Origin of the sequence: Pseudomonas sp. TH39(2020) (assembly GCF_016650715.1) — a bacterium.
GTDB lineage: Bacteria > Pseudomonadota > Gammaproteobacteria > Pseudomonadales > Pseudomonadaceae > Aquipseudomonas > Aquipseudomonas mandelii_C.
Map to the genome: position 1 here is coordinate 2,713,986 of NZ_JAEKFF010000006.1, position 24,071 is coordinate 2,738,056.

A 24,071-nucleotide genomic window follows, 5' to 3' on the forward strand; every position below is an offset into this window, starting at 1 on the left:
CGAGCCCGCGGCAGCCGGGGCTTGCGCGTTACAAAAATATTATTCGGAAGTGCCTTGCGCCGTTTCCGAAGGATAAGTCGTACGCCACAGCTCAAAACCGCCATCCATGCTGTAGACGTCGGAGAAGCCCTGGCTGATCAGGTACGCCGCCGCGCTCTGGCTGGAATTACCGTGATAGCAGACCACTACCGTCGGTGCATCAAGATCGGCGGCACGGATGAAATCAGAGATGGAAACGTTGTCCAGATGCTTCGAGCCGGCGATGTGCAGTGCAGCAAAAGTTGCCGGATCGCGGACATCGACCACCACCGCGCCTTGTTCGCGCAGGGCCTGGGCCTGTTCTGGGGGGATACGTTTGAATTCGCTCATGGCGGGCTCCTGTGGCTCGGCTGAAAGCGCAGTCTAGCGCGGGGCGCTGGCTGACGATGGTTCGGGGATAAGTGCGGCGACTGGCGGCAGGGCAAGGCCATGCTCATCGCATTTGCAAGACAGACGTTCACCGCTGTCGACATTCATGAGGGTCAGGGCGCCACCCCAGACACAACCGGTGTCGAGGGCCGAGATGCCAGGCTCATTGCATCGGCCTTCCAGAGCGGCCCAGTGGCCGAAGATGATCTTCAGGCCCTTGGTCTTGCGCTCTTTGTGCTGAAACCAGGGTTTGTAGCCCGGTGGCGCATTGTCGAGGCCTTCCTTGCTTTTGAGGTCAAGCTTGCCCTCGGCGGTACAAAACCGCATGCGGGTGAAATAGTTGGTGATCACCCGCAGGCGTGTCACGCCTTTGAGGTCGTTGTCCCATTTCGCCGGATCGTTGCCGTACATGCCATCGAGGTAGGGCGGCAACAGGTTGTCATCGCGCAATGCAGCCTCGACTTCGGCGGCATACTTCAAGGCCTTGCGCAGTGACCATTGGGGCGGAATGCCGGCATGTACCAGGGCGACATCGCGCTGTTCGTCGTAATGCATGAGCTTTTGCTGACGCAGCCACTCCAGCAGTTCCGCGGAATCGGGCGCTGCGAGAATCTCGAGCAAGGTATCGGATTTCTTCAAGCGTTCGATGTTTTTCCCGGCAGCCAGCAAGTGCAGGTCGTGGTTGCCGAGCACGCATACCAGCGATTCGCGGATGCTATAGAGGAAGCGCAAGGTGTCCAGGGACTGCGGGCCACGGTTGACCAGATCGCCTACCAGCCACAGACGATCCCGTGTCGGGTCGAAGGCGACCTGCTTGAGCAGGCATTGCAATGCTTGAAGGCAGCCTTGCAGATCACCGACGGCGTACGTTGCCATCAGTGCAGAGCTCCGGGCACCGCCAGACGGAATGGGGCGATGATGGCGTCGAAGTGTTTGCCGTCGTCGGCAACCATTTCATAAGTACCCTGCATCGTGCCGACCTTGGAGGTCATGACGGTGCCGCTGCTGTAGGTGTGGCTTTCGCCCGCGTCGATCAACGGTTGCTGGCCGACAACGCCGGCTCCGCGAACCTCTTCGACATGCCCGTCACCGTCGGTGATCACCCAGTGCCGCGACAACAGTTTGGCCGGTAGCTCGCCATTGTTGTGCACGGTGATGGTGTAGGCGAAGGCAAAGCGGTTTTGCTCGGGTTGCGATTGTTCTGCCAGATAGCGGGTGACGACGCTGACGTCGACCTGGTAACGAGGATCGGACATGCAAGAGGCCTTAAACGAAGCGGAACGCGGGGCGTAGCTGATGGAGATCAGTCTAGGCCAAGTATCGGGTAGTAAACCAGACATGGAGGCTGGTGTCCTACCCGATAACGCTCATAGCCTGTCAGTCGGCGGCGGGCTTCTGTAGGACTTGTTCGCTGAGCTTGTCGGCCAGGCGCACGAAGGCGGCCAGATCGAGCTGTTCGGGACGCAGGCTGCCATCAACACCGGCGGCTTCGATTTCAGCGTTGCTCAGCAGCAGCTTGAGGGTGTTGCGCAGGGTCTTGCGGCGCTGGTTAAAGGCTTCGCGCACGACACGCTCCAACAGCTTGTGATCCTTGGCCGGGTGCGGCAGTACCGCGTGAGGCACCAGGCGCACGATAGCCGAATCGACTTTGGGCGGCGGATTGAACGCGCCCGGGCCAACGTTGAACAGGTGTTCAACCCGGCAGTGATACTGAACCATGATCGATAAGCGACCCCAGTCACCACCGCCAGGGCCTGCTGCCAGGCGCTCGACCACTTCCTTTTGCAGCATGAAATGCATGTCGCGAATCAGACTGGCGTTATGCAACAGGTGAAAAATCAGCGGCGTAGAGATGTTGTACGGCAGGTTGCCGACCACCCGCAGGCTGTTCGGCGCGGCGTTCAGGCTGGTGAAGTCGAACTTCAGCGCGTCGCCCTGATGCAGGTTGAAATTGCTCTTGCTGGCAAATTGCTGGTTGAGGATCGGGATCAGATCCTTGTCCAGTTCCACTACGTCCAACTGGGCGCCGCTGTTGAGCAGGCCTTGAGTCAGCGCACCCTGGCCAGGGCCGATTTCCAGCAGACGGTCTTCGGGCTTGGCGTGGATGGCGCGCAGGATGCGGTCGATAACGCCGGCATCGTGCAGGAAGTTCTGGCCGAAGCGCTTGCGCGCCCGGTGTTGGTAATGCTCGGTCATAAACGGGTCTCGGCCATCTGGTAGGCGGTTTCCAGGGCGACTTGCAGGCTGCCGGTATCGATTTTGCCGCTGCCGGCCAGGTCCAGGGCAGTGCCGTGGTCGACCGATGTGCGGATGATCGGCAAGCCGAGGGTCACGTTGACGGCCGCGCCGAAGCCTTTGTACTTCAGCACAGGCAGGCCCTGGTCGTGGTACATCGCCAGCACTGCATCGCAGTGCTCCAGATACTTGGGGGTAAACAGAGTGTCGGCGGGCAGGGGGCCACGAAGGTCCATTCCTTCGCCGCGCAGGCGCTCTAATGTAGGTTCGATAATGTCGATTTCTTCATGGCCCAGGTGTCCGCCTTCGCCGGCATGGGGGTTGAGCCCACACACGAGGATGCGTGGCTGGGCAATACCGAATTTTTCTTGTAGATCGGCGTGCAGAATTCGCGTGACCCGTTCCAGACGCTCCGGCGTGATCGCATCGGCAATCTCGCGAAGAGGCAGATGAGTGGTGACCAGCGCCACGCGCAATCCGCGAGTGGCGAGCATCATCACCACTTGTGCGGTATGGGTCAGGTCGGCGAGAAATTCTGTGTGCCCGGAAAAGGCGATCCCGGATTCATTGATCACGCCCTTGTGTACAGGGGCTGTGATCATGCCGGCAAAATGCCCATCCATGCAGCCTTGGCCCGCTCGGGTCAGGGTTTCGAGAACGAAAGCCGCGTTGGCCTTGTCCAGTTGCCCGGCAGTGACCTTGGCGTTGAGCGGTGTATCCCAGACATACAGGCTGTTGGCTGGCGCGGGTACATCCGGCCAGTTGTCCGGATTTACCGCCAGCAAATCGACCACCACCCCCAGCTGCACGGCCCGCTCAAGGAGCAGGTCGCGGCTGGTAATGGCAATCAGGGGGTGTGGCTGGGCTTGCGAGGCGAGCAGCAGGCACAGGTCAGGACCTATGCCGGCCGGTTCGCCGGGTGTCAGCGCGAAACGCTTGGGGTTCACTGCGCTGCCTGGTCTGCACCAGGGAGTTTGATCTCTACGTATGCTTCGTCACGGATCTGACGCAGCCAGGTTTGCAGCTCTTCGTCGTATTTGCGGTTACGCAATACGGTCATTGCTTGTTGCTCGCGGGCCTGGCTGGTGCTGTCAGTGGCACGACGGCCAAGGACTTCCAGTACATGCCAGCCATATTGGGTCTGGAACGGCTTGGACAGTTTGCCTTGAGGGGTCTTGGCCATCACTTCGCGGAATTCAGGCACCAATGCATTTGGGTCGATCCAGTTCAGGTCGCCACCGTTGAGGGCGGAACCCGGATCTTCCGAGAAGCTTTTCGCCAGTTCGCCGAAATCTTCGCCCGCTTCGATTCGGGTGTAGAGGGACTCAGCGAGGGCTTTGGTTTTTGCTTCGTCGCGGATCGGACTCGGTTTGACCAGGATATGACGCACGTGCACTTCATCGCGTGTCTGGGTCTCACCGCCACGCTTGTCGAGGATCTTCAGGATGATGAAGCCGCCCGGTGTGCGCATTGGCTGGGTAATGTCGCCGACAGCCATGGTGCTCAGCATGCGATCGAACGGAGGTGGGAGTTGACCGGCTTTACGCCAGCCCATGTCACCACCTTCCAGTGCGGTTTCGCTGGCGGATTTGGCGATTGCCAACTGACCGAAGTCAGCGCCTTGCTTGAGCTGCTGGTAAACCGTGTCGGCCTGTTTGGCTGCATTCTGAATCGCGTCGGAGTTGGCGCTTTCCGGCGTAGGAATCAGGATGTTGGCCAGGCGGAATTCTTCGGACAGCTGCATTTTGCCAAGGTCGGAAGCAAGGAAGTTCTTCACTTCCTGTTCGGAAACCTGGATACGCTCGGCCACACGACGCTGACGCACACGGCTGATGACCATCTCGCGGCGAATCTGGTCGCGGGCGTCGTCGTAAGACAGACCGTCGCGAGTCAGGGCGGCGCGAAATTGATCCACGGACATGTTGTTGCGCTGGGCAATGGTGCCGACAGCCTGGTTCAGTTCTTCATCGGTAATGCGGATGCCGGAACGTTCGCCGATCTGCAGTTGCAGGTTTTCGACGATCAGACGTTCAAGTACCTGCTGATCCAGCACGTTGGCCGGTGGTACAGCAGAACCGCGTTTGGCGATGGTTTGCTGAACTTCGTGGACCCGTTGGTCCAGTTGGCTCTGCATGACCACGTCGTTATCGACAATGGCCACCACTTTATCGATGGACTGCACCGCGGCGTTCGCCGCGGTACCCAGGAACAACGCGCCCAACACTAGCGGGCGCAGACAATCAGAAAGCTTGGTCTTCACGTTCACGATAACCTTGGATGCCTTTGTCGAGGAAGCTCTCTACTTTGGCGCCGGTGAGGCCGCCGAGACCTTTCAGAACGATTTGTAGGAAGACGCCGTGGTCGCCTTTTTCGTTTTGCGGGGTGTCTTGGCTGTTTTCGTCATAGTCGACGAAGTAGCGGCTGATCAAACGCAGTTTCCAGCAGCAGTTGTCGTACTCGAAACCACCGAAGGCGTCCAGGGTACGGTTGCGGTTGTAGTCATACTGCCAGCGGCTGATGAGGTTCCACTGCGGCACGATAGGCCACATCACCGAGAAGTCGTGCTGTTTGATTTTGTAGTAATCCTTCACGTAGCCAGGCTGGCCCGGGGTGCCGTAGTCTCCGCCGCCCACCTGCCATTGACCGGTGTTCTGGTCGTAACGGATCTGGTCATTACGATAGCGATAGCCGGCGTTGATGATCTTGTTCGGGTTGTCTTCAGGCTGATAGTGGAACATCGCGCTGCCCGAGCGAGGGCTGCGGGTGTCCGGGTCCCAATTGTAATCGGCGGTGGTGCGCCAATCGCGGTTCCAGCGATATTCGTACTCCAGCGCATAAGGCGAAACCTTGGATTTCGCATCTTCGCGGGTTTTAGCATCGATGCCTGGTAACTGCACTTCACGGTTTTTGAAGTAAAAGGCCTGGCCGACGCTGATGCGTTGACGTTCGAAGCCGTTGTCTTCGATCCAGCGGCTGGTTACGCCCAGAGACAGCTTGTTCTCGTCGCCGACGCGGTCGGAGCCGGAGAAGCGGTTGTCACGGAACAGCGACGCGTAGTTGAAGGTGTATTCGCTGGTGTCGAAGACCGGAATGTCTTCCTGATCCGTTTCAGGGACGTACAGGTAGAACAGGCGCGGTTCGAGGGTCTGGCGATAATTCTTGCCAAACCATTGGGTGTTGCGATCGAAGTACAGGCCGCTGTCGATGCTGGCGATTGGCACGCCACGGTTCTGGCTGCTGCCGAATTGACCATTGAGATTCTCGGTCCCGGCTGCAGCTGCGGCTTGATTTTGAGCTGCGATCTGGCTCTTGCCGGTACCGTCCAGATCCAGTTGATACTGGGTGTACTGGTACTTGAGCGATGGCTTCACGAAGCCATAAGTCCAGTCCAACGGCAAGCTGACACCCGGTTTGAGATTCAAACGGTCGCCGTTGGCACGTGCCAGGCCTTGAACGTTGTTATCAAGACGCGGTTCAACGGTGCCATCTTCGTTTACGAAGTTACCGTCCTTCAAGTCACGGTCAAACCGTACGACTTCTGTCTCGTAGTCGAAGTTCAGGCCGCCCGGGTGAGTCGGCAGCTGACCATTGAAAGTGATCTGCGGCAAACGATCATACGGCGTGATGTTCGATACGGTCGCCAGCTGATAGGCCTGGGCGTTGAGGCGAGCGGTGTAGCTGTCGCCGCGATAGCTCACAGAACCCTGCTGGTTCACGTAATCGGCACTTTTTACACCGATCTGATCAGTTTGCAGATCCTGGAAGTAGTAAGGATCGCTGAGCTTGGTGTAGTCGACTTGCGTGAAGACGCGCGAGTCGAGACCACCCTTGTGCTGCCAGTTGTACATGTACCGGGTTTTTTCGTAGTCGGTCTGCAGCTTGCGATCGGTATCTTCGTCGTTCAGGTACGCGGCGCCGAATTGACCTTCGCTGGATTTGGTCAGGTAACGGAACTCGCCTTCCATCAACAGCCCGTGCTTGCTCATGTAGCGCGGGTACAACGTGGCATCGTAGTTCGGTGCCAGGTTGAAGTAATACGGTGTGACCAGCATGAAGCCGGTATCGCTGCCGGTGCCGATAGTCGGCGGCAGGAAGCCGGACTGGCGACGGTCATCGATCGGGAAATAGATGTACGGCGTGTAAAGGACCGGAATGTCCTTGACCCGCAACGTCACGTTGGTCGCGGTACCGAAACCGGTGGCCGGGTTCAAGGTGATGTTGTTGCCCTTGAGCTGCCAGGCGTTGCTGTCCGGTTCGCACGTGGTGTACGTACCATCCTTGAGGCGGATGATCGCGTTCTCGGCACGTTTGGCGTACAGCGCATTACCGCGGATACGGGATTTGTGCATCACGTATTCGGCGTTGTCGACCTTGGCTTCACCGGTATCGAGTTGCACGTCGGCGTGGTCGCCCACGATCAGCGCGCCGTTGTCACGAACACGGACGTTGCCGCTCAGTTCGCCACGGCTCTCGGCCTGGTAGAGGTTCGCTTCATCGGCTTCGACCTGCATGCTGCCCTGACGCATGACCACGTCACCCGCGAGGGTCGCGACTTGCTCATCCTGCTTATAGCGAGAGGCTTTGGCGCCGAGAAAGGTCGGAGCGTCACTTTTATTCGTCTTGTCATTCATGCCAGGGCGAATTGGTTCGATATAGGAACCAGCGCAGTAAGGACCGGTTTCGGCCAATTGCGCTGCAGTGAGCTTCTCGCGCGGAACCCAATCGAGGTGACTGTAGTCTTCGCTACGCGACTTCAGGCCACGGCCCTTGGATTCGGTCACCAGCACAGGCTTGGCGCCGGTGTCTTGACTTAAACCGCTGTCGGCCGGAGTCTCGCCGCTCGAGCTTACCGCCGCACTGCCGTCATGGACGGGGCGAGGTGGCAGCGCAGCTGCTGGAGATTTTGGCGCACAGTTCCAGGCACCCGAAGCAGAGACTGAGCAGTCATACTGTTCCGCGGCGACCACGAACGAAGTGGCTAGAGGTTGCAGGGCCAGCAGACTGCCGGTAACCAACAACGGAAATTTTTTACGAAACGCGGGGGATTTCAATGCCATCTTATTAGTCCGGGCTTCCTGCGTGCCATCTGCCCGCGGTGTGGGCCGCACGCCTCTCGATGGTCTGAAAAAGATGCTGGATAATAAAGCATGACCCGCTTGACGGCTAGCGCCGTCGGAGACCCTTGCAATGCCTGACCAAGATGTACGTTTGCAACACCTGAAAGTTTGGCTCGATGAGCAATTGGCTGCCCTCTTTGCAGAACAGGGTTGGGGTGCCGTACCCCCGGCCACGTTGACCGCGGCCAGTAGCGATGCGAGTTTTCGACGTTATTTTCGCTGGGAAGGCGAGGGCAGAAGCTTCGTCGTGATGGACGCGCCACCGCCCCAGGAAAACTGTAAACCCTTCGTGGATATCGCTTTTTTGCTGGCGAAATCCGGAATAAATGTTCCGAAAATTTATGCCGAAGACCTCGAACGTGGTTTTCTTTTGCTCAATGACCTGGGCAACAAGACTTATCTGGACGTGATCGACAGCGAAAATGCCGACGATTTGTTCAAGGGTGCCCTGCAAGCGCTGCTGGCTTTTCAGCAGTTGCCGATGGTTGCACCACTGCCAAGTTACGACGTAGCGTTGCTGCGCCGCGAGCTGGAATTGTTCCCTGAGTGGTACGTGAAGCGCGAGTTGGGCATCGAGTTCGACTCGGCGCAGCAAATGCTCTGGCAGAACGTGACTGAGCTATTGATCGACAGCGCACTGGCCCAGCCTAAAGTGCTGGTGCACCGCGATTACATGCCGCGCAACCTGATGCTCAGCGAGCCAAATCCCGGCGTGCTGGATTTCCAGGACGCAGTCTATGGTCCCGTGACCTACGACGTGACCTGCCTGTTCAAGGATGCGTTCCTCAGCTGGCCCGAGGAGCGTGTGCGCGGCTGGCTGGAAGCCTACTGGCAGCAAGCGGGCGATCTCGGGATCCCGGTTCAGCCTGACTTCGAAGATTTCCTGCGTGCCAGTGACCTGATGGGCGTGCAGCGGCACCTGAAAGTGATCGGCATCTTTGCCCGCATCTGCCACCGTGACGGCAAGCCACGCTATCTCGGCGATGTGCCACGCTTCTTTGCATATATAGATGCCGTGATCGCCCGCCGTCCTGAACTGGCCGAGCTGGATGTGTTGCTGATGAGTCTGCGTGCTGGAGCGAATGCATGAAGGCAATGATTCTGGCGGCAGGGAAAGGCGAGCGCATGCGCCCGCTGACCCTGACCACGCCGAAACCGCTGGTTCGCGCTGGCGGTATACCGTTGATCGAGTATCACTTGAAAGCCTTGGCGGTGGCGGGGTTTACCGAGGTGGTGATCAACCATGCCTGGCTCGGCCAGTTGATCGAAAACTACCTGGGTGATGGCTCGCAATACGGCGTACGTATTCAGTACTCGCCGGAAGGTGAGCCGCTGGAAACCGGAGGCGGGATTTTCCGCGCGCTGCCGTTGCTGGGTGACGAGGCCTTTATGGTGGTCAACGGTGACATCTGGACCGACTACGACTTCAGCGTGTTGCACCAACCCATCACCGGGCTGGCGCATTTGGTGTTGGCGGACAACCCTGCCCATCACCCGACCGGCGATTTCAGCCTCATCGACGGGCAAGTACGCGACGGTCAACCGGACACTGCAACCCTGACCTACAGCGGCATCGCGGTCTTGCACCCGCAGCTGTTCGACGGTTGCTCCGCCGGCGCCTTCAAGCTTGCACCGCTGCTGCGCAAGGCCATGGCCGATGGACAAGTCACCGGCGAGCACCTGAATGGACATTGGGTGGATGTTGGCACTCACGAACGTCTGGCTGAAGTCGAAACCCTGTTAGAAGCGAGACGCTGACATGTTGTGGCCAGGGACTCTGATTGGAGCCGGAGCGGGCTTTTACATCGCCAGCATTCCGGGGGCCATGCTTGGCGCCTTGTTGGGGCAGGTGCTGGACCGGCACTTGCACATACAGAGCTGGGCGCACTTGCGAGAAAAACTCGGTGGCCGCTCGGTGCTGCGCAACGATGAACTGCTGTTTGTGTTGCTGGGGCGGCTGGCCAAGTGCGATGGACGGGTGGTGGAAGGCCACATCCAGCAGGCCCGTCAGGAAATGCGTTCTCTGGATATGACCGAGTCGGCCCAGCGCCGGGCCATTGCCGCGTTCAATCGCGGCAAGTCGGGAGATGACCGCTTGCGCGGTTATTTGCGCCGCTTGAGCGCTCAGCCCCATGCGGCCGAAGGCGTCTTGCGCGCCTGTTGGCGGATGATTTGGGCGGATGGCCGCGCCGGTAACGCTGAACGAGAGCTGATCAGGCAGTGGGGTAAATGGCTGGGCTGGACGTCACGACAGGTTCAGGCTCTGTCAGCCGATTACGAGCAGCACAAGTTTGCACAGGCCAGCAGCGCCCTGACCTATCAAGATGCTCTGCGGCTTTTGGGCGTTTCGGCGACCACCGAGCCGGCGCAGATCAAGCATGCTTATCGACGCCTGCTGAGTCGCCATCACCCGGACAAGATCGCCGGCAGCGGTGCGACGGCGCTGCAGGTGCGCGAAGCCACTGACAAGACTCGCGAACTGCATAGCGCCTACACATTGATTCGCGAGCGGCGGGATTTTCGTTAGGGCAACAGATTGTGTTGTCTCTGAAGCCGCCATCGCGAGCAGGTCGAATGGGGCGACGCGGTCTATCAGTTCACCGCGTTCTGTGGATTCAACCAGCCCCGTACCCGACGGAACAGCTGCTCTTGCTCAGCCTTGGAATTACCCGGCAATGCCTTGAGCGAGACCTGACTGAACCCCGAAGTCTTCAACCGTTTGCTGGCCTGCAAGCGTTCCAGCGCCAGGTTGCGATCCAGCGGCTTGTCCATATAGAAGATGTCTGCGGTGGGCAGCTTCAGGGTTGGTGTCAGTTCGACCAGCTCTGGTTTGGCTTTTGCCGGCATCTGAGCGGCGACCATCACAAACTTCTCCACTTGCGGGGGCTGCTTCTCGCTCAGGTAGCGCGCGGCCCAGTAAGCGCCAGTACCATGCCCCAGTACGACAATGCGGCGAGCGCTTTGCTGTTCGGCGTAGGCAATGGCGGCATCGATGCGGGCGAAGATTCGTTCAGCGTCAGCCTTGGCCTGTTCCTCGGTAGTTTCGGTGATCGCCTTGTCCGCCACCTCCGCTTCACCGCCCGCCGCTTGCTCGATGGGCGCGGCGGTGGTCGAGTCTTTGCTACCGGTGTCAGGGGTTTTGGGTGTGGGTGCCACTTCTACGATACGCGGCGCAATGGCGTCGCTTTGCAGGTCCGGCAAGGTGATACTCAGGCTGCTCCACTCGGCGTCCGGCAATTTACGTCGCAATGGACCGATTGCTTGCGGCCAGTCAACGGTTTCGCCGGCGCCCGGGATGATAATCACCGCGCCTTTGGGGTCGGCGGTATTGGCCGGTTTCCACAAGGCCAGAAACGTGTCGCTGCCCGCTTGCAGTTGCTGCTGTTCCTGAGCAGGGATCTGTCGCTCAAGTGCAGACGCTTCTTCCTGACTACGCTCAAGCAGCGGTTGGCGCTCGACCGGTTTTTCTTCGGTGGGTGTTTCCGTAGTGGCAGGTGCCGGGTTGGCAGCCTCGACGGAAAAGGCGCAAGGCAGGATCAGCGACAGGCACAATGCTGGCAGTGCCAGGCGGTAGACAGGGGGCATCGGATATTCCAGGCCAGAAGTTATTCCGGCAGCCTAATGGGTTGGTCAGTATTTGTCAGTGTGTGAGACTTCGATGATGCGTTTTCGCTGCCTGTGGGTTATCGGCTGTTTGTGGTTTCCCTTGATGGGCTGGGCGGCTCCCGCGCCACCAGTGCACGTCGCGCAATTGTCCGCGGGCCAGCAGCAATGGCTGGCGCAACATGGCGAATTGCGCGTGGGGCTGGTGTTGCAAGTGCCCTACGCCCAATACGATCGCCGCTTGCAGCGTTTGTCCGGGGTCAATGTCGAGCTGATGAAGTGGCTGGCCAAGGCGCTCAAAGTCGAGCTGAGCTGGCGCAACTTTCCCGACCTGGCGCAACTGGAAGCCGCCGCGCGCGAGGGTGAAATCGACATCGCTCCGGGGTTGACCCAAACCCCCGCGGGCCTGCGGCTCTGGCAGTTTTCCGACCCGTATATGCGGGTGCCGCAACTGGTGGTCAGCGACCAGAAAAGCACCGGCGTGGTAGAGCTGGAAAAACTCGACAGCCAGACCCGCGTCGCCGTGCGCATGCCCGGCGCCACCGCCGATTACCTGCGCAGCAATTACCCGCACCTGAACCTTCAAGGCGTCCCGATCGAACGCCAGGCACTGCAACTGTTATTGAGTCAGCAGGCCAGTTACGCCGTGGTCGACGAAGCGCAGCTGGGGCGTTTGTCCGCCGAACCGGAGTTCGCCGGGCTGGTGGTGGTCGGTGATATCGGTCTGCCGCAACTGTTGCGGGTGGCCACGCGCCGGGATTGGCCAGAACTGGCCGGCATCGTCGAAAGCGCGCTGCGGGCGATCCCGGCCAAGGACCTGGAGCAGCTGCACAACCAATGGCTGCAACCCAAATACCCGCGCCTGACCGAGTCCCCGGGTTTCTGGCAAAACCTCTGTCTGTTGTTGGCGGTGCTGATGCTCAGCAGCATGGCCATCGTGTTCTGGCAGCGTCGGCAGCAGCACAGTCTTGAGCATCGTTTGCGGGCAGCGCGCGAAGACATTGCGCTGCGTGCCGCCAGCGAAGAAGCCTTGCGCCTCACCCAGTTTTCCATCGATCAGAGCACTGTCGGCATCCTTTGGGTCAACTGGGACAGCCATGTGCGCTACGCCAATCGCGCGGCCGAAACCATGCTGGGTTATCCGGCGGGTGGGATCATTGATCGGCCGCTGATCGACTTCGAGCCCGGCTTGCACATGGATCGCTGGCTGAACCTGTGGAAACGCGCCCGGGCCAGCGAGGACGGTCCGCAAAGTTTCGAAACCAACTGCGTACGGGCGGATGGCAGCAATTTGCCGGTGGATGTTTCGCTGAGCTTTTTGCGATTTCGCGACAGCGAATACCTGGTGGTCTACCTCAATGACGTCACCGAGCGCCGTCGTGCATTGGCTGCGTTGCAGGAAAGCGAGGCACGTCTGCAAGGGATCGCCGCCAACGTACCAGGACTGGTCTTTCGTCTGGAGCGGGCACCGGTGACGGGGCAGATCGACTTTGCCTACATCAGTGAAGGCAGCGAGAGCCTGGTGGGTTACTCACCGGCCACCCTGGCCCATCGCGACAAAGGCCTGCGCAGCCTCGTGCACCCGGACGACAAGGCCAGTTATCACCAAACCCAGGACCATGCGCTGGATACCGACAGTGACTGGTCGTGGCAGGGACGGATTCTCACCCGTTCGGGCGAACAACGCTGGGCCGAGATCAAGGCCATCACCCGTCGACTCGAAGACGACGCCTATGTCTGGGACGGAATCGTCTGGGACATCAGCGAGAGCAAGCGCATCGAACTGGAACTGGCGAGTTCTCGCGAGCAGTTGCGTGAGTTGTCCGCGCACCTGGAGAGCGTGCGGGAAGAGGAAAAGGCCCGCATCGCCCGGGAAGTACACGACGAACTGGGTCAGATGTTGACCGTTCTGAAGCTGGAAACGTCGATGTGTGAACTGGCCTACGCCCAGCTCGACCCCGGTCTGAACGAACGCTTGAACAGCATGAAGCGCTTGATCGCTCAGCTGTTCCAACTGGTACGCGACGTGGCCACGGCGCTGCGGCCGCCGATTCTCGACGCCGGGATCGCCTCGGCCATCGAGTGGCAGGCCCGCCGATTCGAGGCGCGCACGCATATTCCGTGTCTGGTGCAGGTGCCGGAGAACCTGCCGGTGCTCAGTGACGCCAAGGCGATTGGCCTGTTCCGGATCCTTCAGGAAGCGCTGACCAATGTCATGCGCCATGCCCAGGCGCATACTGTCGAACTGACATTGGCGCTGGAAGGCGACGAGTTGTGTCTGACCGTCAGCGATGATGGCGTAGGATTTGTCCCCGCCACCGGTAGGTCGACATCCTTTGGGGTTGTCGGCATGCGCGAGCGAGTGTTGATCATGGGCGGGCAATTGTCGCTTGAGAGTGAACCGGGTGAAGGCACGACCCTGAGCGTGCGAGTGCCGGTGGATGAAGCCTGACAAATTTGTGTTGGTTGTACTGACGCCTTCGCGAGCAGGCTCGCTCCCACAGGGAGTTGGGTCAGTGCACAGATCTCCGACACACCCCGATCACTGTGGGAGCGAGCCTGCTCGCGAAAGATCTTGAATCTGGAGAAGAACGTGATCCGTGTACTGGTAGCCGAAGACCACACCATCGTCCGCGAAGGCATCAAGCAATTGATCGGCCTGGCCAAGGATTTGCTGGTGGTAGGGGAGGCGAGCAATGGCGAGCAGTTGCTCGAGACCTTGCGTCATGTTCCCTGCGAAGTGGTCTTGTTGGACATCTCCATGCCTGGGGTTAACGGGCTGGAGGCGATTCCGCGGATTCGCGCGCTGAACAATCCTCCGGCGATTCTGGTGTTGTCGATGCATGACGAAGCGCAAATGGCCGCCCGTGCGTTGAAGGTCGGCGCGGCCGGCTACGCGACCAAGGACAGTGATCCGGCGCTGCTGCTGACGGCGATCCGCAAGGTCGCGGCGGGCGGGCGCTACATCGACCCGGACCTGGCCGATCGCATGGTCTTCGAAGTCGGCCTGACCGATTCGCGGCCGTTGCACTCGTTGCTGTCCGAGCGCGAATTCTCGGTGTTCGAACGCCTGGCCCAGGGCGCCAACGTCAACGACATCGCCCAGCAACTGGCCTTGAGCAGCAAAACCATCAGCACCCACAAGGCGCGGCTGATGCAGAAACTCAACATCACCTCCCTGGCGGAACTGGTGAAGTACGCCATGGAGCACAAACTCCTCTAAAGGTCTCCGATCTACCACTGTGGGAGCGAGCCTGCTCGCGAAAGCGGTGTGTCAGTCGGCATATCTTTGTCTGATCCACCGCTTTCGCGAGCAGGCTCGCTCCCACAGGTTTTCGATGGCATGTCCATTTACGACATCCTGCAAAGCCGCTTTTGCCCATTCTTGTGGCTTGCAGCTTCAAGATTGCCGCTGCCCCTATCCATCCCCGCCATCCTTGTAGGGCAATCCCTACCCCCAACCTTCCATACGGCTGAGGCCATTCTCTCCTGCACCCCGATTTGCGTGGTCAGCAGCGTCCACTAGGCTTAGTCCACAGCAGTCATCACAACAAAGGTGTGGGTATGAGCCAGGTCGATTCAAGCGCAGGGGCCAGCGATATTCTGGTCAGCTTTCGTGGAGTACAAAAAAGCTACGACGGCGAGAACCTGATCGTCAAAGACCTCAACCTGGAGATTCGCAAAGGCGAATTCCTCACCTTGCTCGGGCCGTCCGGCTCCGGCAAGACCACCAGCCTGATGATGCTCGCCGGTTTCGAAACACCGACCGCAGGCGAAATCCAGCTGGCCGGGCGCTCCATCAACAACGTGCCGCCGCACAAGCGCGACATCGGCATGGTGTTCCAGAACTACGCATTGTTCCCGCACATGACCGTTGCCGAGAACCTGGCGTTCCCGTTGACAGTCCGCGGCTTGAACAAGAGCGATGTCAGCGACAAGGTCAAAAAAGTCCTGAGCATGGTTCAGCTCGACACCTTCGCCCAGCGTTATCCGGCACAGCTGTCCGGCGGTCAGCAGCAGCGTGTGGCCCTGGCCCGCGCGTTGGTGTTCGAACCGCAACTGGTGTTGATGGACGAACCCCTCGGCGCACTGGACAAACAACTGCGCGAACACATGCAGATGGAGATCAAGCACCTGCACCAGCGCCTCGGCGTGACCGTGGTCTACGTGACCCATGACCAGGGCGAAGCCCTAACCATGTCCGATCGCGTGGCAGTCTTCCACCAGGGCGAAATCCAGCAGATCGCGCCGCCGCGCACCCTCTACGAAGAGCCGAAAAACACCTTCGTCGCCAACTTCATCGGTGAGAATAATCGCCTCAACGGCCGCTTGCACAGCCACACCGGCGATCGCTGCGTGGTTGAGTTGGGGCGCGGTGAAAAGGTTGAAGCCCTGGCGGTCAACGTCGGCAAGACCGGCGAACCGGTCACGCTGTCGATTCGCCCCGAGCGCATTAGCCTCAACGGCGCAAGCGATCAATGCGTCAACCGCTTCTCAGGGAGGGTGGAGGAATTCATCTATCTGGGCGACCACGTCCGGGTTCGCCTGGAAGTCTGCGGCAAGACCGATTTTTTTGTGAAACAACCGATTGCCGAGCTCGATCCCGCGCTGGCCGTCGGCGACGTAGTACCGCTTGGCTGGCAGGTCGAACACGTTCGCGCGCTCGACCCACTTCTAGAGGCGCATTGATCGCCCCCCTGCTTCAACAACACCAACCCTGCACGTGGAGAGAACAATAAATGTTGAGATCCCTGAAATTCACCGCTTTGGTCATGGGCATGATCGGTGCGGCACACGCAATGGCGGCGGGCCCGGACCTGACCGTGGTGTCCTTTGGCGGGGCGAACAAGGCAGCGCAGGTCAAAGCCTTCTACGCACCGTGGGAAGCGGCAGGTAACGGCAAGATCGTGGCAGGCGAGTACAACGGCGAAATGGCCAAGGTCAAAGCCATGGTCGACACCAAGAGCGTGTCCTGGGACCTGGTAGAAGTTGAATCGCCAGAACTGTCCCGTGGTTGCGACGAAGACATGTTCGAGCAGCTTGATCCGAAGTTGTTCGGCAAGTCCGAAGACTACGTCAAAGGCGCCATCCAGCCATGCGGCGTGGGCTTCTTCGTGTGGTCGACCGTGCTGGCCTACAACGCCGACAAGCTGAAATCTGCACCGACCAGTTGGGTGGATTTCTGGGACACCAAGAAATTCCCGGGCAAACGTGGCCTGCGCAAAGGCGCCAAGTACACCCTGGAATTCGCTCTGATGGCCGACGGCGTTGCGCCGAAAGACGTCTACAAAGTACTGGCCGGCAAGGATGGTCAGGACCGCGCGTTCAAGAAGCTTGATGAGCTCAAACCAAGCATCCAGTGGTGGGAAGCCGGTGCTCAACCGCCGCAGTACCTCGCTTCCGGTGACGTGGTCATGAGCTCGGCCTACAACGGCCGGATCGCTGCCGTGCAGAAAGAAAGCAACCTGAAAGTCGTGTGGAACGGCGGCATCTACGACTTCGACGCATGGGCCATCCCGAAAGGTCTGGATAAAGCACGCGCTGAAGCGGCGAAGAAATTCATCGCGTTCTCGGTGCAGCCGCAGCAGCAGAAGACCTACTCGGAAAACATCGCCTACGGCCCGGCCAACATTCAAGCCGTACCGTTGCTGGCCAAGGATGTCCTCAAAGACATGCCGACCACCCCGGAAAACATCGCCAACCAGGTGCAGATCGACGTCAGCTTCTGGGCTGACAACGGTGAGCAACTGGAACAGCGCTTCAATTCCTGGGCTGCCAAGTAAGCAAGTCACACAGGACGACGGTTCACCGGATGATCGTTCCCACGCTCCGCGTGGGAATGCCGCCCGGGACGCTCCGCGTCCCTGTGACGCAGAGCGTCACTGGATGCGTTTCCACGCAGAGCGTGGGAACGATCAGCACCCAAAGTTCGAGGCGGCGTTTGCCGCTTCTGTAACGATCAAAGATTTCCGGAGTACGCCATGGCCACCGCCATTCCCCTGAACGCGGGCACCGACCCCACCTTGAAGCAGCGGCTCAAGCACGCCGAGCGGATCAACCGCTGGAAAGCACAAGCCTTGATCGCGCCGTTGGTGCTGTTTCTGTTGCTGGTGTTCCTGGTGCCCATCGTGGCGCTGCTCTACAAAAGTGTCGGTAACCCGGAAGTGGTCGGCGGCATGCCGCGCACCGTGACGGCTATCGCCAGTTGGGATGGCCGAGGCCTGCCCGCAGAACCGGTTTACAAGGCGGCCAGCGAAGACCTCGCTGAAGCCCGCAAGCATCAGACCCTGGGCGATTTGTCCAAGCGCTTGAACATGGAGTTGGCCGGCTACCGCAGCCTGCTGACCAAAACCGCACGCGCCTTACCGTTTGCCACCGAACCGGCCTCTTATAAAGAAGCGCTGGAAGGTCTCGACGAGCGCTGGGGCGATCCGGCCTACTGGCAAGCCGTGCGCCGCAACACCAGCAGCATCACGCCTTATTACTTGCTGGCGGCAGTCGATCACCGTATCGACGACCTCGGCGAAATCGCCCCGGCCACGCCCGATCAGGCGATCTACCTCGATATCTTCGCCCGGACGTTCTGGATGGGGCTGATCATCACCGTGATCTGCCTGCTGCTGGCTTATCCGTTGGCTTACCTGTTGGCGAACCTGCCGTCACGGCAAAGCAACCTGCTGATGATTCTGGTGCTGCTGCCGTTCTGGACCTCGATCCTGGTGCGGGTCGCCGCGTGGATCGTGTTGCTGCAATCGGGTGGCTTGATCAACAGCGGCCTGATGGCGATGGGCATCATCGATAAACCGCTGGAGCTGGTGTTCAACCGCACCGGGGTTTACATCTCCATGGTGCACATCCTGCTGCCGTTCATGATTCTGCCAATCTACAGCGTGATGAAAGGCATTTCGCCGACCTACATGCGCGCCGCGATTTCCCTCGGCTGCCACCCGTTCGCCAGCTTCTGGCGGGTGTATTTCCCGCAGACCTATGCCGGTGTCGGCGCCGGTTGCCTGTTGGTGTTCATCCTCGCCATCGGCTACTACATCACCCCGGCTTTGCTGGGCAGCCCGAATGATCAGATGGTCAGTTACTTCGTCGCCTTCTACACCAACACCAGCATCAACTGGGGCATGGCGACCGCACTCGGTGGGCTGCTGCTGTTGGCGACCGTGGTGCTTTATCTGATTTACAGCTGGCTGGTGGGCGCCAGTCGCCTGCGCCTGAGCTAAGGGGAGAACGAAATGCTGAGTCCTTATATGTCGCCCATTGAGCGGGTGTGGTTCTACAGCTTGCGCATTCTCTGCGGGCTGGTCCTGTTGTTCCTGATTCTGCCGGTACTGGTGATCATTCCGCTGTCGTTCAACTCCGGGAGTTTTCTGGTGTACCCGCTGCAAGGCTTTTCGCTGCACTGGTACCAGGACTTCTTCGCTTCGGCCGAGTGGATGCGTTCGCTGAAGAACAGCATCATCGTTGCTCCGGCAGCGACTGTGTTGGCGATGATCTTCGGTACGCTGGCGGCCATCGGCCTGACGCGGGGTGACTTCCCCGGCAAGCCGCTGGTGATGGCGCTGGTGATTTCGCCGATGGTGGTACCGGTGGTGATCATCGGTGTGGCCAGTTACCTGACCTTTGCCCCATTGGGGTTTGGCAACAGCTATATCTCGTTGATCGTTGTGCATGCGGTGTTGGGCGTGCCGTTTGTGATCATCACGGTGTCGGCGACGTTGCAGGGGTTTAACCAAAACCTGGTGCGCGCCGCTGCGAGCCTGGGTGCTTCGCCGCTGACGGCGTTCCGTCGGGTGACGTTGCCGCTGATTGCGCCTGGCGTGATTTCCGGTGCGCTGTTTGCCTTCGCGACTTCGTTCGATGAAGTGGTGGTGACGCTGTTCCTCGCCGGCCCTGAACAAGCGACCCTGCCACGGCAGATGTTCAGCGGCATCCGCGAAAACCTCAGCCCGACCATCGCCGCCGCGGCGACGTTGCTGATTGCCTTCTCGGTGATCCTGCTGCTGACCCTGGAATGGCTGCGCGGCCGCAGCGAAAAACTGCGTACCGCCCAGGTTTAGTGGCGAGCTAAGGAACCACCCTCACCCCAACCCTCTCCCCAGGGCGGAGAGGGGGAAAGGGAGCCGATCTTCGGTGTTTTCAGAAGCGGAGTTCGACTCGGAATTTTCAGGTCGACGTATTCAGTACAAGCACCTCGGTCAGTCCCCTCTACCCTCTGGGGAGAGGGTTAGGGTGAGGGGTCGATCCAACGGACCCACCCCATTTCTGTCCCGCGCCACAAACCCATCGATCATTCACCCCCTGAATAGCAGACAAACCCCAATCCCCAGCTACTCTTGTGCCCAGCTCCCCTATCTATAAGAGGCTGCGCACATGAGTCTTTCCTCTTTCAAAATCGCTCACAAACTAATCACCGGCGCAGGTGCCATCGAGCAACTGGCGGCTGAACTGACACGCCTGGACATCGACAACCCGCTGATCGTCACCGATGCCGCATTGGTCAAGTCCGGCACGGTCGAGCTGGCGCTGGCGCAGCTGGGCGACCGAACCTACGAAATTTTCGACCGTGTATTGCCAGACCCGGAAATCGCCATCGTCGAAGACTGCATGCGGGTCTACCGCGAGGGCGGGCATGACGGACTGATCGGCTTGGGCGGCGGCAGTGCCATCGACATCGCTAAAAGTGTCGCGGCCTACGCCGGCTATCACGGCGCGCTGGAGGATCTGTTCGGCATCGATCAGGTGCCGCGCAAAGGCCCGCCGCTGATCGCCATTCCGACCACCGCCGGCACCGGCTCGGAAGTCACCAACGTGGCGATCCTCTCCGACAAGGTCGCGCAGCTGAAGAAAGGCATCGTCAGCGACTATCTATTGCCGGACGTGGCGCTCGTCAGTCCACAAATGACCCTGACCTGTCCGCGCAGTGTCACTGCCGCCAGCGGCGTCGATGCACTGGTGCACGCCATCGAATCCTATCTGTCGCTCAACGCCTCACCGATTACCGACGCGCTGGCCATCGGCGCCATCAAGCTCATCGCCAAGGCGCTGCCCAAGGCTTACGCCAATCCGTCCAGTCTCCAGGCCCGCGAAGACATGGCCACCGCCAGCCTGATGGCCGGTATGGCGTTTGGTAATGCCGGGGTCGGCGCGGTGCACGCGCTGGCGTATCCGCTGGGCGGCCGTTACAACATTGCCCATGGCGTCAGCAACGCCTTGCTGCTGCCGTATGTCATGACCTGGAACAAAATGGCCTGCGTGGAGCGCATGCAAGATATCGCCGAGGCCATGGGGGTGAAGACCGCTCATCTGAGCGCCAACGACGCGGCCGACAAGGCCGTAGAGGCGATGACCGAGTTGTGCGCTGCGGTGGAAATCCCGCCGGGCCTGCGCAGCTTCGGCGTTCCCGAAGACGCCATCCCGGCCATGGCCGTGGAAGCGGCGGGAATTGAGCGCCTGATGCGCAACAATCCGCGCAAATTGAGTGCCGTCGACATAGAGAAGATTTACCGAGCGGCCTACTGATCATCGCGGCCACGGTGCGCGGGTCAAAGCATGAGGTATACAATGCGCGCCATCGTGATTCTGCTCAAAAAAGGTGCGTCATGCAGCCCTTCGTAATTGCTCCGTCGATTCTCTCCGCCGACTTCGCCCGCCTGGGTGAAGAAGTGGACAACGTCCTGGCCGCTGGCGCCGACTTCGTGCACTTCGATGTCATGGACAACCACTACGTGCCGAACCTGACCATCGGCCCGATGGTGTGTGCCGCGCTGCGCAAGTACGGCGTGACTGCGCCGATCGACGCGCACCTGATGGTCAGCCCGGTGGACCGCATCGTTGGTGACTTCATCGAAGCCGGCGCGACCTACATCACTTTTCACCCGGAAGCCACCCAGCACGTCGACCGCTCCCTGCAACTGATCCGCGAAGGTGGCTGCAAGTCGGGCCTGGTGTTCAACCCGGCGACCCCGCTGGACGTGCTCAAGTACGTGATGGACAAGGTCGACATGATCCTGCTGATGAGCGTCAACCCGGGCTTCGGCGGGCAGAAGTTCATCCCCGGCACCCTCGACAAGTTGCGTGAAGCGCGGGCGCTGATCGATGCTTCCGGGCGTGACATCCGCCTGGAAATCGACGGCGGCGTGAACGTGAACAACATTCGTGAAATCGCCACTGCTGGCGCCGACACCTTCGTCGCCGGCTCGGCGATCTTCAATGCACCGAACTACCAAGAGGTGATTGAAAAGATGCGTTCCGAACTGGCGCTGACCCGCCCATGAGTGGCTTTGAGCAGTTGTTCCCGGGGTCTCTGCCGCGGCTGGTGATGTTCGATCTGGATGGCACGCTGGTCGATTCGGTCCCCGACCTCGCAGCGGCTGTGGATAACATGCTGCTCAAACTCGGGCGAAAACCTGCCGGCATCGAATCGGTGCGTGAGTGGGTGGGCAACGGCGTGCACACGCTGGTACGCCGGGCCTTGGCCAACCACATCGACGCCGAGGGTGTCGATGAGGTCGAAGCCGAGCATGCCCTGGAGCTGTTCAACGGCTTTTATGAGGACGGTCACGAGCTGACGGTGGTCTACCCCGGCGTGCGCGATACCCTGAAATGGCTGCACAAGCAGGGTGTCGAGATGGCGCTGATCACCAACAAACCGGAGCGTTTCGTCGCGCCGCTGCTGGATCAGATGAAAATCGGCCGTTATTTCCGCTTGATCATCGGCGGCGACACCCTGCCACAGAAAAAGCCGGACCCGGCAGCGCTGTTTTTCGTGATGAAAATGACCAACATCCCGGCGTCGCAATCCTTGTTCGTCGGCGATTCGCGCAGCGATGTGCTGGCGGCGAAAGCGGCGGGGGTCAAATGTGTGGCGCTCAGTTACGGCTATAACCACGGCCGGCCGATTGCCGAAGAGTCGCCGGCGCTGGTGATCGACGATCTGCGCAAGTTAATTCGCGGTTGCCTGGATCCGGCCGCTGAGATAACGTTGCCCGACGCTGTTCAACCCCCTTCTGGAAACGCCATCGTGGTGGTCACTCGCAAACTCTGGATGAAAGTCATCAAGGCCCTGGCCCGCTGGCGTTGGCGCGCCTGACTTGTTCCTGGCCGGCCTGCCGGCGCGTTTGCATACCTGACTGTTAGACCCTCAAGCCACGAGGCTACCCCATGATCCGCGAAGAATTCCTGCGTTTGGCCGCTGCCGGCTACAACCGCATCCCGCTTGCCTGCGAAACCCTGGCCGACTTCGACACACCGCTGTCGATCTACCTGAAACTGGCCGACGAGCCCAACTCCTACCTGCTGGAATCGGTGCAGGGCGGGGAGAAGTGGGGGCGTTACTCGATCATCGGCCTGCCGTGCCGTACCGTGCTGCGGGTTCACGACCATCACGTCAGCGTGACCCACGACGGCATCGAGATCGAAAGTCATGAGGCTGAAGATCCGCTGGCGTTCGTCGAAGCATTCAAAGCCCGCTACAACGTGCCGACCATCCCTGGGCTGCCGCGCTTCAATGGCGGTCTGGTGGGTTACTTCGGTTACGACTGCGTGCGCTATGTGGAGAAGCGTCTGGGCAAGTGCCCGAACCCGGATCCGTTGGGCGTACCGGACATTCTGCTGATGGTTTCCGACGCGGTAGTGGTGTTCGACAACCTCGCCGGCAAGATGCACGCGATTGTTCTGGCCGATCCCTCGCAAGACGATGCTTTCGAACTAGGTCAGGTGCGTCTGGAGGAGCTGCTGGAAAAACTCCGTCAGCCGATTACCCCGCGCCGTGGCCTGGATTTCAGCAAGCAACAGTCTGCTGATCCGGTGTTTCGTTCGAGCTTCACCCAGGACGATTACGAAAAAGCCGTCGACACCATCAAGGAATACATCCTGGCCGGTGACTGCATGCAGGTCGTGCCGTCCCAGCGCATGTCGATCGACTTCAAGGCTGCGCCCATCGACTTGTACCGCGCGCTGCGTTGCTTCAACCCGACGCCTTATATGTACTTCTTCAACTTCGGCGACTTCCACGTCGTCGGCAGTTCTCCGGAAGTGCTGGTGCGGGTCGAAGACAACCTGATCACCGTGCGCCCGATCGCCGGCACCCGTCCTCGGGGCGCCAACGAAGAGGCCGACCTGGCGCTGGAAAAAGACCTGCTGTCCGACGACAAGGAAATTGCCGAGCACTTGATGCTGATCGATCTGGGCCGTAACGACACCGGTCGGGTCTCGGAAATCGGTTCGGTGAAACTCACTGAAAAGATGGTGATCGAGCGTTATTCCAACGTGATGCACATCGTGTCCAACGTCACCGGTCAATTGAAGGCCGGCCTGACGGCGATGGACGCACTGCGGGCGATTCTGCCGGCGGGCACCTTGTCTGGCGCACCGAAGATTCGCGCGATGGAAATCATCGACGAACTGGAACCGGTCAAGCGTGGAGTCTACGGCGGCGCCGTCGGTTATTTCGCCTGGAACGGCAACATGGACACCGCGATCGCGATCCGCACCGCGGTGATCAAGAACGGCGAACTGCACGTGCAGGCCGGGGGCGGCATCGTTGCCGACTCGGTGCCGGCGCTGGAATGGGAAGAAACCCTGAACAAGCGCCGCGCGATGTTCCGTGCAGTGGCCCTGGCTGAACAAACCCCGGAAAGCTGAGTTCACGCAAAACCTGTGGGAGCGAGCCTGCTCGCGAAGAGGCCAGCACAGCCAACA

General features: G+C 60.1%; 21 protein-coding genes. 13 read left to right on the forward strand and 8 right to left on the reverse strand.

Annotation, left to right across the window (positions count from 1 at the left end; genetic code table 11):
• Nucleotides 1-39: 39 nt before the first annotated feature.
• From glpE to JFU47_RS20120, 7 genes are all read right to left on the reverse strand, one after another.
• Nucleotides 40-369: a thiosulfate sulfurtransferase GlpE gene (gene glpE, locus JFU47_RS20090; RefSeq protein ID WP_046045372.1), complete on the reverse strand. Its 330-nt coding sequence runs from the start codon at nt 367-369 to the stop codon at nt 40-42.
• A 33-nt stretch (nt 370-402) separates the two neighbouring features.
• A complete protein-coding gene (locus JFU47_RS20095) occupies nt 403-1,284 on the reverse strand; it encodes a symmetrical bis(5'-nucleosyl)-tetraphosphatase (RefSeq protein ID WP_123368658.1) in 882 nt (293 codons plus the stop codon).
• Complete coding sequence (gene apaG, locus JFU47_RS20100; RefSeq protein ID WP_123368659.1) at nt 1,284-1,664, reverse strand: Co2+/Mg2+ efflux protein ApaG; 381 nt, start codon at nt 1,662-1,664, stop codon at nt 1,284-1,286. The genes JFU47_RS20095 and apaG overlap by 1 nt, the downstream gene beginning before the upstream one ends.
• A gap of 121 nt (nt 1,665-1,785) precedes the next feature.
• Nucleotides 1,786-2,604 carry a 16S rRNA (adenine(1518)-N(6)/adenine(1519)-N(6))-dimethyltransferase RsmA gene (rsmA, locus tag JFU47_RS20105; protein WP_140674630.1) on the reverse strand — a complete coding sequence of 273 codons (819 nt, stop codon included), beginning with the start codon at nt 2,602-2,604 and terminating at the stop codon, nt 1,786-1,788.
• A complete protein-coding gene (pdxA, locus tag JFU47_RS20110) occupies nt 2,601-3,590 on the reverse strand; it encodes a 4-hydroxythreonine-4-phosphate dehydrogenase PdxA (RefSeq protein ID WP_201185127.1) in 990 nt (329 codons plus the stop codon). Before pdxA ends, rsmA begins: the two co-directional genes overlap by 4 nt.
• On the reverse strand, nt 3,587-4,903 hold the full coding sequence (surA, locus tag JFU47_RS20115) for a peptidylprolyl isomerase SurA (RefSeq protein ID WP_201185129.1): 1,317 nt from the start codon (nt 4,901-4,903) through the stop codon (nt 3,587-3,589). Before surA ends, pdxA begins: the two co-directional genes overlap by 4 nt.
• Nucleotides 4,884-7,700 carry an LPS-assembly protein LptD gene (locus JFU47_RS20120; protein ID WP_201185131.1) on the reverse strand — a complete coding sequence of 939 codons (2,817 nt, stop codon included), beginning with the start codon at nt 7,698-7,700 and terminating at the stop codon, nt 4,884-4,886. Before JFU47_RS20120 ends, surA begins: the two co-directional genes overlap by 20 nt.
• 130 nt (nt 7,701-7,830) lie before the next feature.
• On the opposite strand from JFU47_RS20120, the gene JFU47_RS20125 reads away from it, so the two are divergent.
• From JFU47_RS20125 to JFU47_RS20135, 3 genes are read left to right on the forward strand one after another with little or no spacing between them, the layout of a single operon-like run.
• Complete coding sequence (locus JFU47_RS20125; RefSeq protein ID WP_201185133.1) at nt 7,831-8,850, forward strand: aminoglycoside phosphotransferase family protein; 1,020 nt, start codon at nt 7,831-7,833, stop codon at nt 8,848-8,850.
• Nucleotides 8,847-9,518, forward strand: coding sequence for an N-acetylmuramate alpha-1-phosphate uridylyltransferase MurU (gene murU / locus JFU47_RS20130; protein WP_123368665.1), 672 nt, complete (start codon nt 8,847-8,849; stop codon nt 9,516-9,518). Before JFU47_RS20125 ends, murU begins: the two co-directional genes overlap by 4 nt.
• 1 nt (nt 9,519) lies before the next feature.
• Nucleotides 9,520-10,287, forward strand: a complete 768-nt coding sequence (locus tag JFU47_RS20135) for a TerB family tellurite resistance protein (protein ID WP_201185135.1) — start codon at nt 9,520-9,522, stop codon at nt 10,285-10,287.
• A gap of 65 nt (nt 10,288-10,352) precedes the next feature.
• Here JFU47_RS20135 and JFU47_RS20140 read toward each other — a convergent pair whose 3' ends face one another.
• Nucleotides 10,353-11,345 carry an alpha/beta hydrolase family protein gene (locus JFU47_RS20140; protein WP_201185137.1) on the reverse strand — a complete coding sequence of 331 codons (993 nt, stop codon included), beginning with the start codon at nt 11,343-11,345 and terminating at the stop codon, nt 10,353-10,355.
• A 73-nt stretch (nt 11,346-11,418) separates the two neighbouring features.
• Between JFU47_RS20140 and JFU47_RS20145 the strand changes: the two genes are divergently transcribed.
• From JFU47_RS20145 to trpE, 10 genes are all read left to right on the forward strand, one after another.
• On the forward strand, nt 11,419-13,815 hold the full coding sequence (locus JFU47_RS20145; protein ID WP_201185139.1) for a PAS domain-containing sensor histidine kinase: 2,397 nt from the start codon (nt 11,419-11,421) through the stop codon (nt 13,813-13,815).
• Nucleotides 13,816-13,956: 141 nt separating this feature from the next.
• The gene (locus JFU47_RS20150; RefSeq protein WP_003210977.1) at nt 13,957-14,586 is read left to right on the forward strand and encodes a response regulator; all 630 of its coding nucleotides are present in this window, start codon (nt 13,957-13,959) and stop codon (nt 14,584-14,586) included.
• Nucleotides 14,587-14,927: 341 nt separating this feature from the next.
• The gene (locus JFU47_RS20155) at nt 14,928-16,052 is read left to right on the forward strand and encodes an ABC transporter ATP-binding protein (protein WP_056741314.1); all 1,125 of its coding nucleotides are present in this window, start codon (nt 14,928-14,930) and stop codon (nt 16,050-16,052) included.
• Between the two features lie 50 nt (nt 16,053-16,102).
• Nucleotides 16,103-17,146 carry an ABC transporter substrate-binding protein gene (locus tag JFU47_RS20160; protein ID WP_140674599.1) on the forward strand — a complete coding sequence of 348 codons (1,044 nt, stop codon included), beginning with the start codon at nt 16,103-16,105 and terminating at the stop codon, nt 17,144-17,146.
• A gap of 198 nt (nt 17,147-17,344) precedes the next feature.
• Nucleotides 17,345-18,592 carry an ABC transporter permease gene (locus tag JFU47_RS20165; RefSeq protein WP_201185141.1) on the forward strand — a complete coding sequence of 416 codons (1,248 nt, stop codon included), beginning with the start codon at nt 17,345-17,347 and terminating at the stop codon, nt 18,590-18,592.
• Nucleotides 18,593-18,604: 12 nt separating this feature from the next.
• Nucleotides 18,605-19,429, forward strand: coding sequence for an ABC transporter permease (locus JFU47_RS20170; protein ID WP_056741317.1), 825 nt, complete (start codon nt 18,605-18,607; stop codon nt 19,427-19,429).
• A 313-nt stretch (nt 19,430-19,742) separates the two neighbouring features.
• On the forward strand, nt 19,743-20,891 hold the full coding sequence (locus JFU47_RS20175; protein WP_201185143.1) for an iron-containing alcohol dehydrogenase: 1,149 nt from the start codon (nt 19,743-19,745) through the stop codon (nt 20,889-20,891).
• Between the two features lie 80 nt (nt 20,892-20,971).
• Complete coding sequence (gene rpe / locus JFU47_RS20180; RefSeq protein WP_201185144.1) at nt 20,972-21,646, forward strand: ribulose-phosphate 3-epimerase; 675 nt, start codon at nt 20,972-20,974, stop codon at nt 21,644-21,646.
• Nucleotides 21,643-22,461: a phosphoglycolate phosphatase gene (locus JFU47_RS20185; RefSeq protein WP_008147220.1), complete on the forward strand. Its 819-nt coding sequence runs from the start codon at nt 21,643-21,645 to the stop codon at nt 22,459-22,461. Before rpe ends, JFU47_RS20185 begins: the two co-directional genes overlap by 4 nt.
• A gap of 71 nt (nt 22,462-22,532) precedes the next feature.
• Nucleotides 22,533-24,014 (forward strand): anthranilate synthase component I, encoded by a 1,482-nt coding sequence (gene trpE / locus JFU47_RS20190; RefSeq protein ID WP_201185146.1) that lies wholly within the window; start codon nt 22,533-22,535, stop codon nt 24,012-24,014.
• Nucleotides 24,015-24,071 lie beyond the last annotated feature (57 nt).

What these genes read in the sequence shown, in the direction of transcription:
- glpE (WP_046045372.1), bottom strand. Translation starts at nt 369, where the DNA reads ATGAGCGAATTCAAACGTATCCCCCCAGAACAGGCCCAGGCCCTGCGC.
- JFU47_RS20095 (WP_123368658.1), bottom strand. Translation starts at nt 1,284, where the DNA reads ATGGCAACGTACGCCGTCGGTGATCTGCAAGGCTGCCTTCAAGCATTG.
- apaG (WP_123368659.1), bottom strand. Translation starts at nt 1,664, where the DNA reads ATGTCCGATCCTCGTTACCAGGTCGACGTCAGCGTCGTCACCCGCTAT.
- rsmA (WP_140674630.1), bottom strand. Translation starts at nt 2,604, where the DNA reads ATGACCGAGCATTACCAACACCGGGCGCGCAAGCGCTTCGGCCAGAAC.
- JFU47_RS20120 (WP_201185131.1), bottom strand. Translation starts at nt 7,700, where the DNA reads ATGGCATTGAAATCCCCCGCGTTTCGTAAAAAATTTCCGTTGTTGGTT.
- JFU47_RS20125 (WP_201185133.1), top strand. Translation starts at nt 7,831, where the DNA reads ATGCCTGACCAAGATGTACGTTTGCAACACCTGAAAGTTTGGCTCGAT.
- murU (WP_123368665.1), top strand. Translation starts at nt 8,847, where the DNA reads ATGAAGGCAATGATTCTGGCGGCAGGGAAAGGCGAGCGCATGCGCCCG.
- JFU47_RS20135 (WP_201185135.1), top strand. Translation starts at nt 9,520, where the DNA reads ATGTTGTGGCCAGGGACTCTGATTGGAGCCGGAGCGGGCTTTTACATC.
- JFU47_RS20140 (WP_201185137.1), bottom strand. Translation starts at nt 11,345, where the DNA reads ATGCCCCCTGTCTACCGCCTGGCACTGCCAGCATTGTGCCTGTCGCTG.
- JFU47_RS20145 (WP_201185139.1), top strand. Translation starts at nt 11,419, where the DNA reads ATGATGCGTTTTCGCTGCCTGTGGGTTATCGGCTGTTTGTGGTTTCCC.
- JFU47_RS20155 (WP_056741314.1), top strand. Translation starts at nt 14,928, where the DNA reads ATGAGCCAGGTCGATTCAAGCGCAGGGGCCAGCGATATTCTGGTCAGC.
- JFU47_RS20160 (WP_140674599.1), top strand. Translation starts at nt 16,103, where the DNA reads ATGTTGAGATCCCTGAAATTCACCGCTTTGGTCATGGGCATGATCGGT.
- JFU47_RS20165 (WP_201185141.1), top strand. Translation starts at nt 17,345, where the DNA reads ATGGCCACCGCCATTCCCCTGAACGCGGGCACCGACCCCACCTTGAAG.
- JFU47_RS20170 (WP_056741317.1), top strand. Translation starts at nt 18,605, where the DNA reads ATGCTGAGTCCTTATATGTCGCCCATTGAGCGGGTGTGGTTCTACAGC.
- JFU47_RS20175 (WP_201185143.1), top strand. Translation starts at nt 19,743, where the DNA reads ATGAGTCTTTCCTCTTTCAAAATCGCTCACAAACTAATCACCGGCGCA.
- rpe (WP_201185144.1), top strand. Translation starts at nt 20,972, where the DNA reads ATGCAGCCCTTCGTAATTGCTCCGTCGATTCTCTCCGCCGACTTCGCC.
- JFU47_RS20185 (WP_008147220.1), top strand. Translation starts at nt 21,643, where the DNA reads ATGAGTGGCTTTGAGCAGTTGTTCCCGGGGTCTCTGCCGCGGCTGGTG.
- trpE (WP_201185146.1), top strand. Translation starts at nt 22,533, where the DNA reads ATGATCCGCGAAGAATTCCTGCGTTTGGCCGCTGCCGGCTACAACCGC.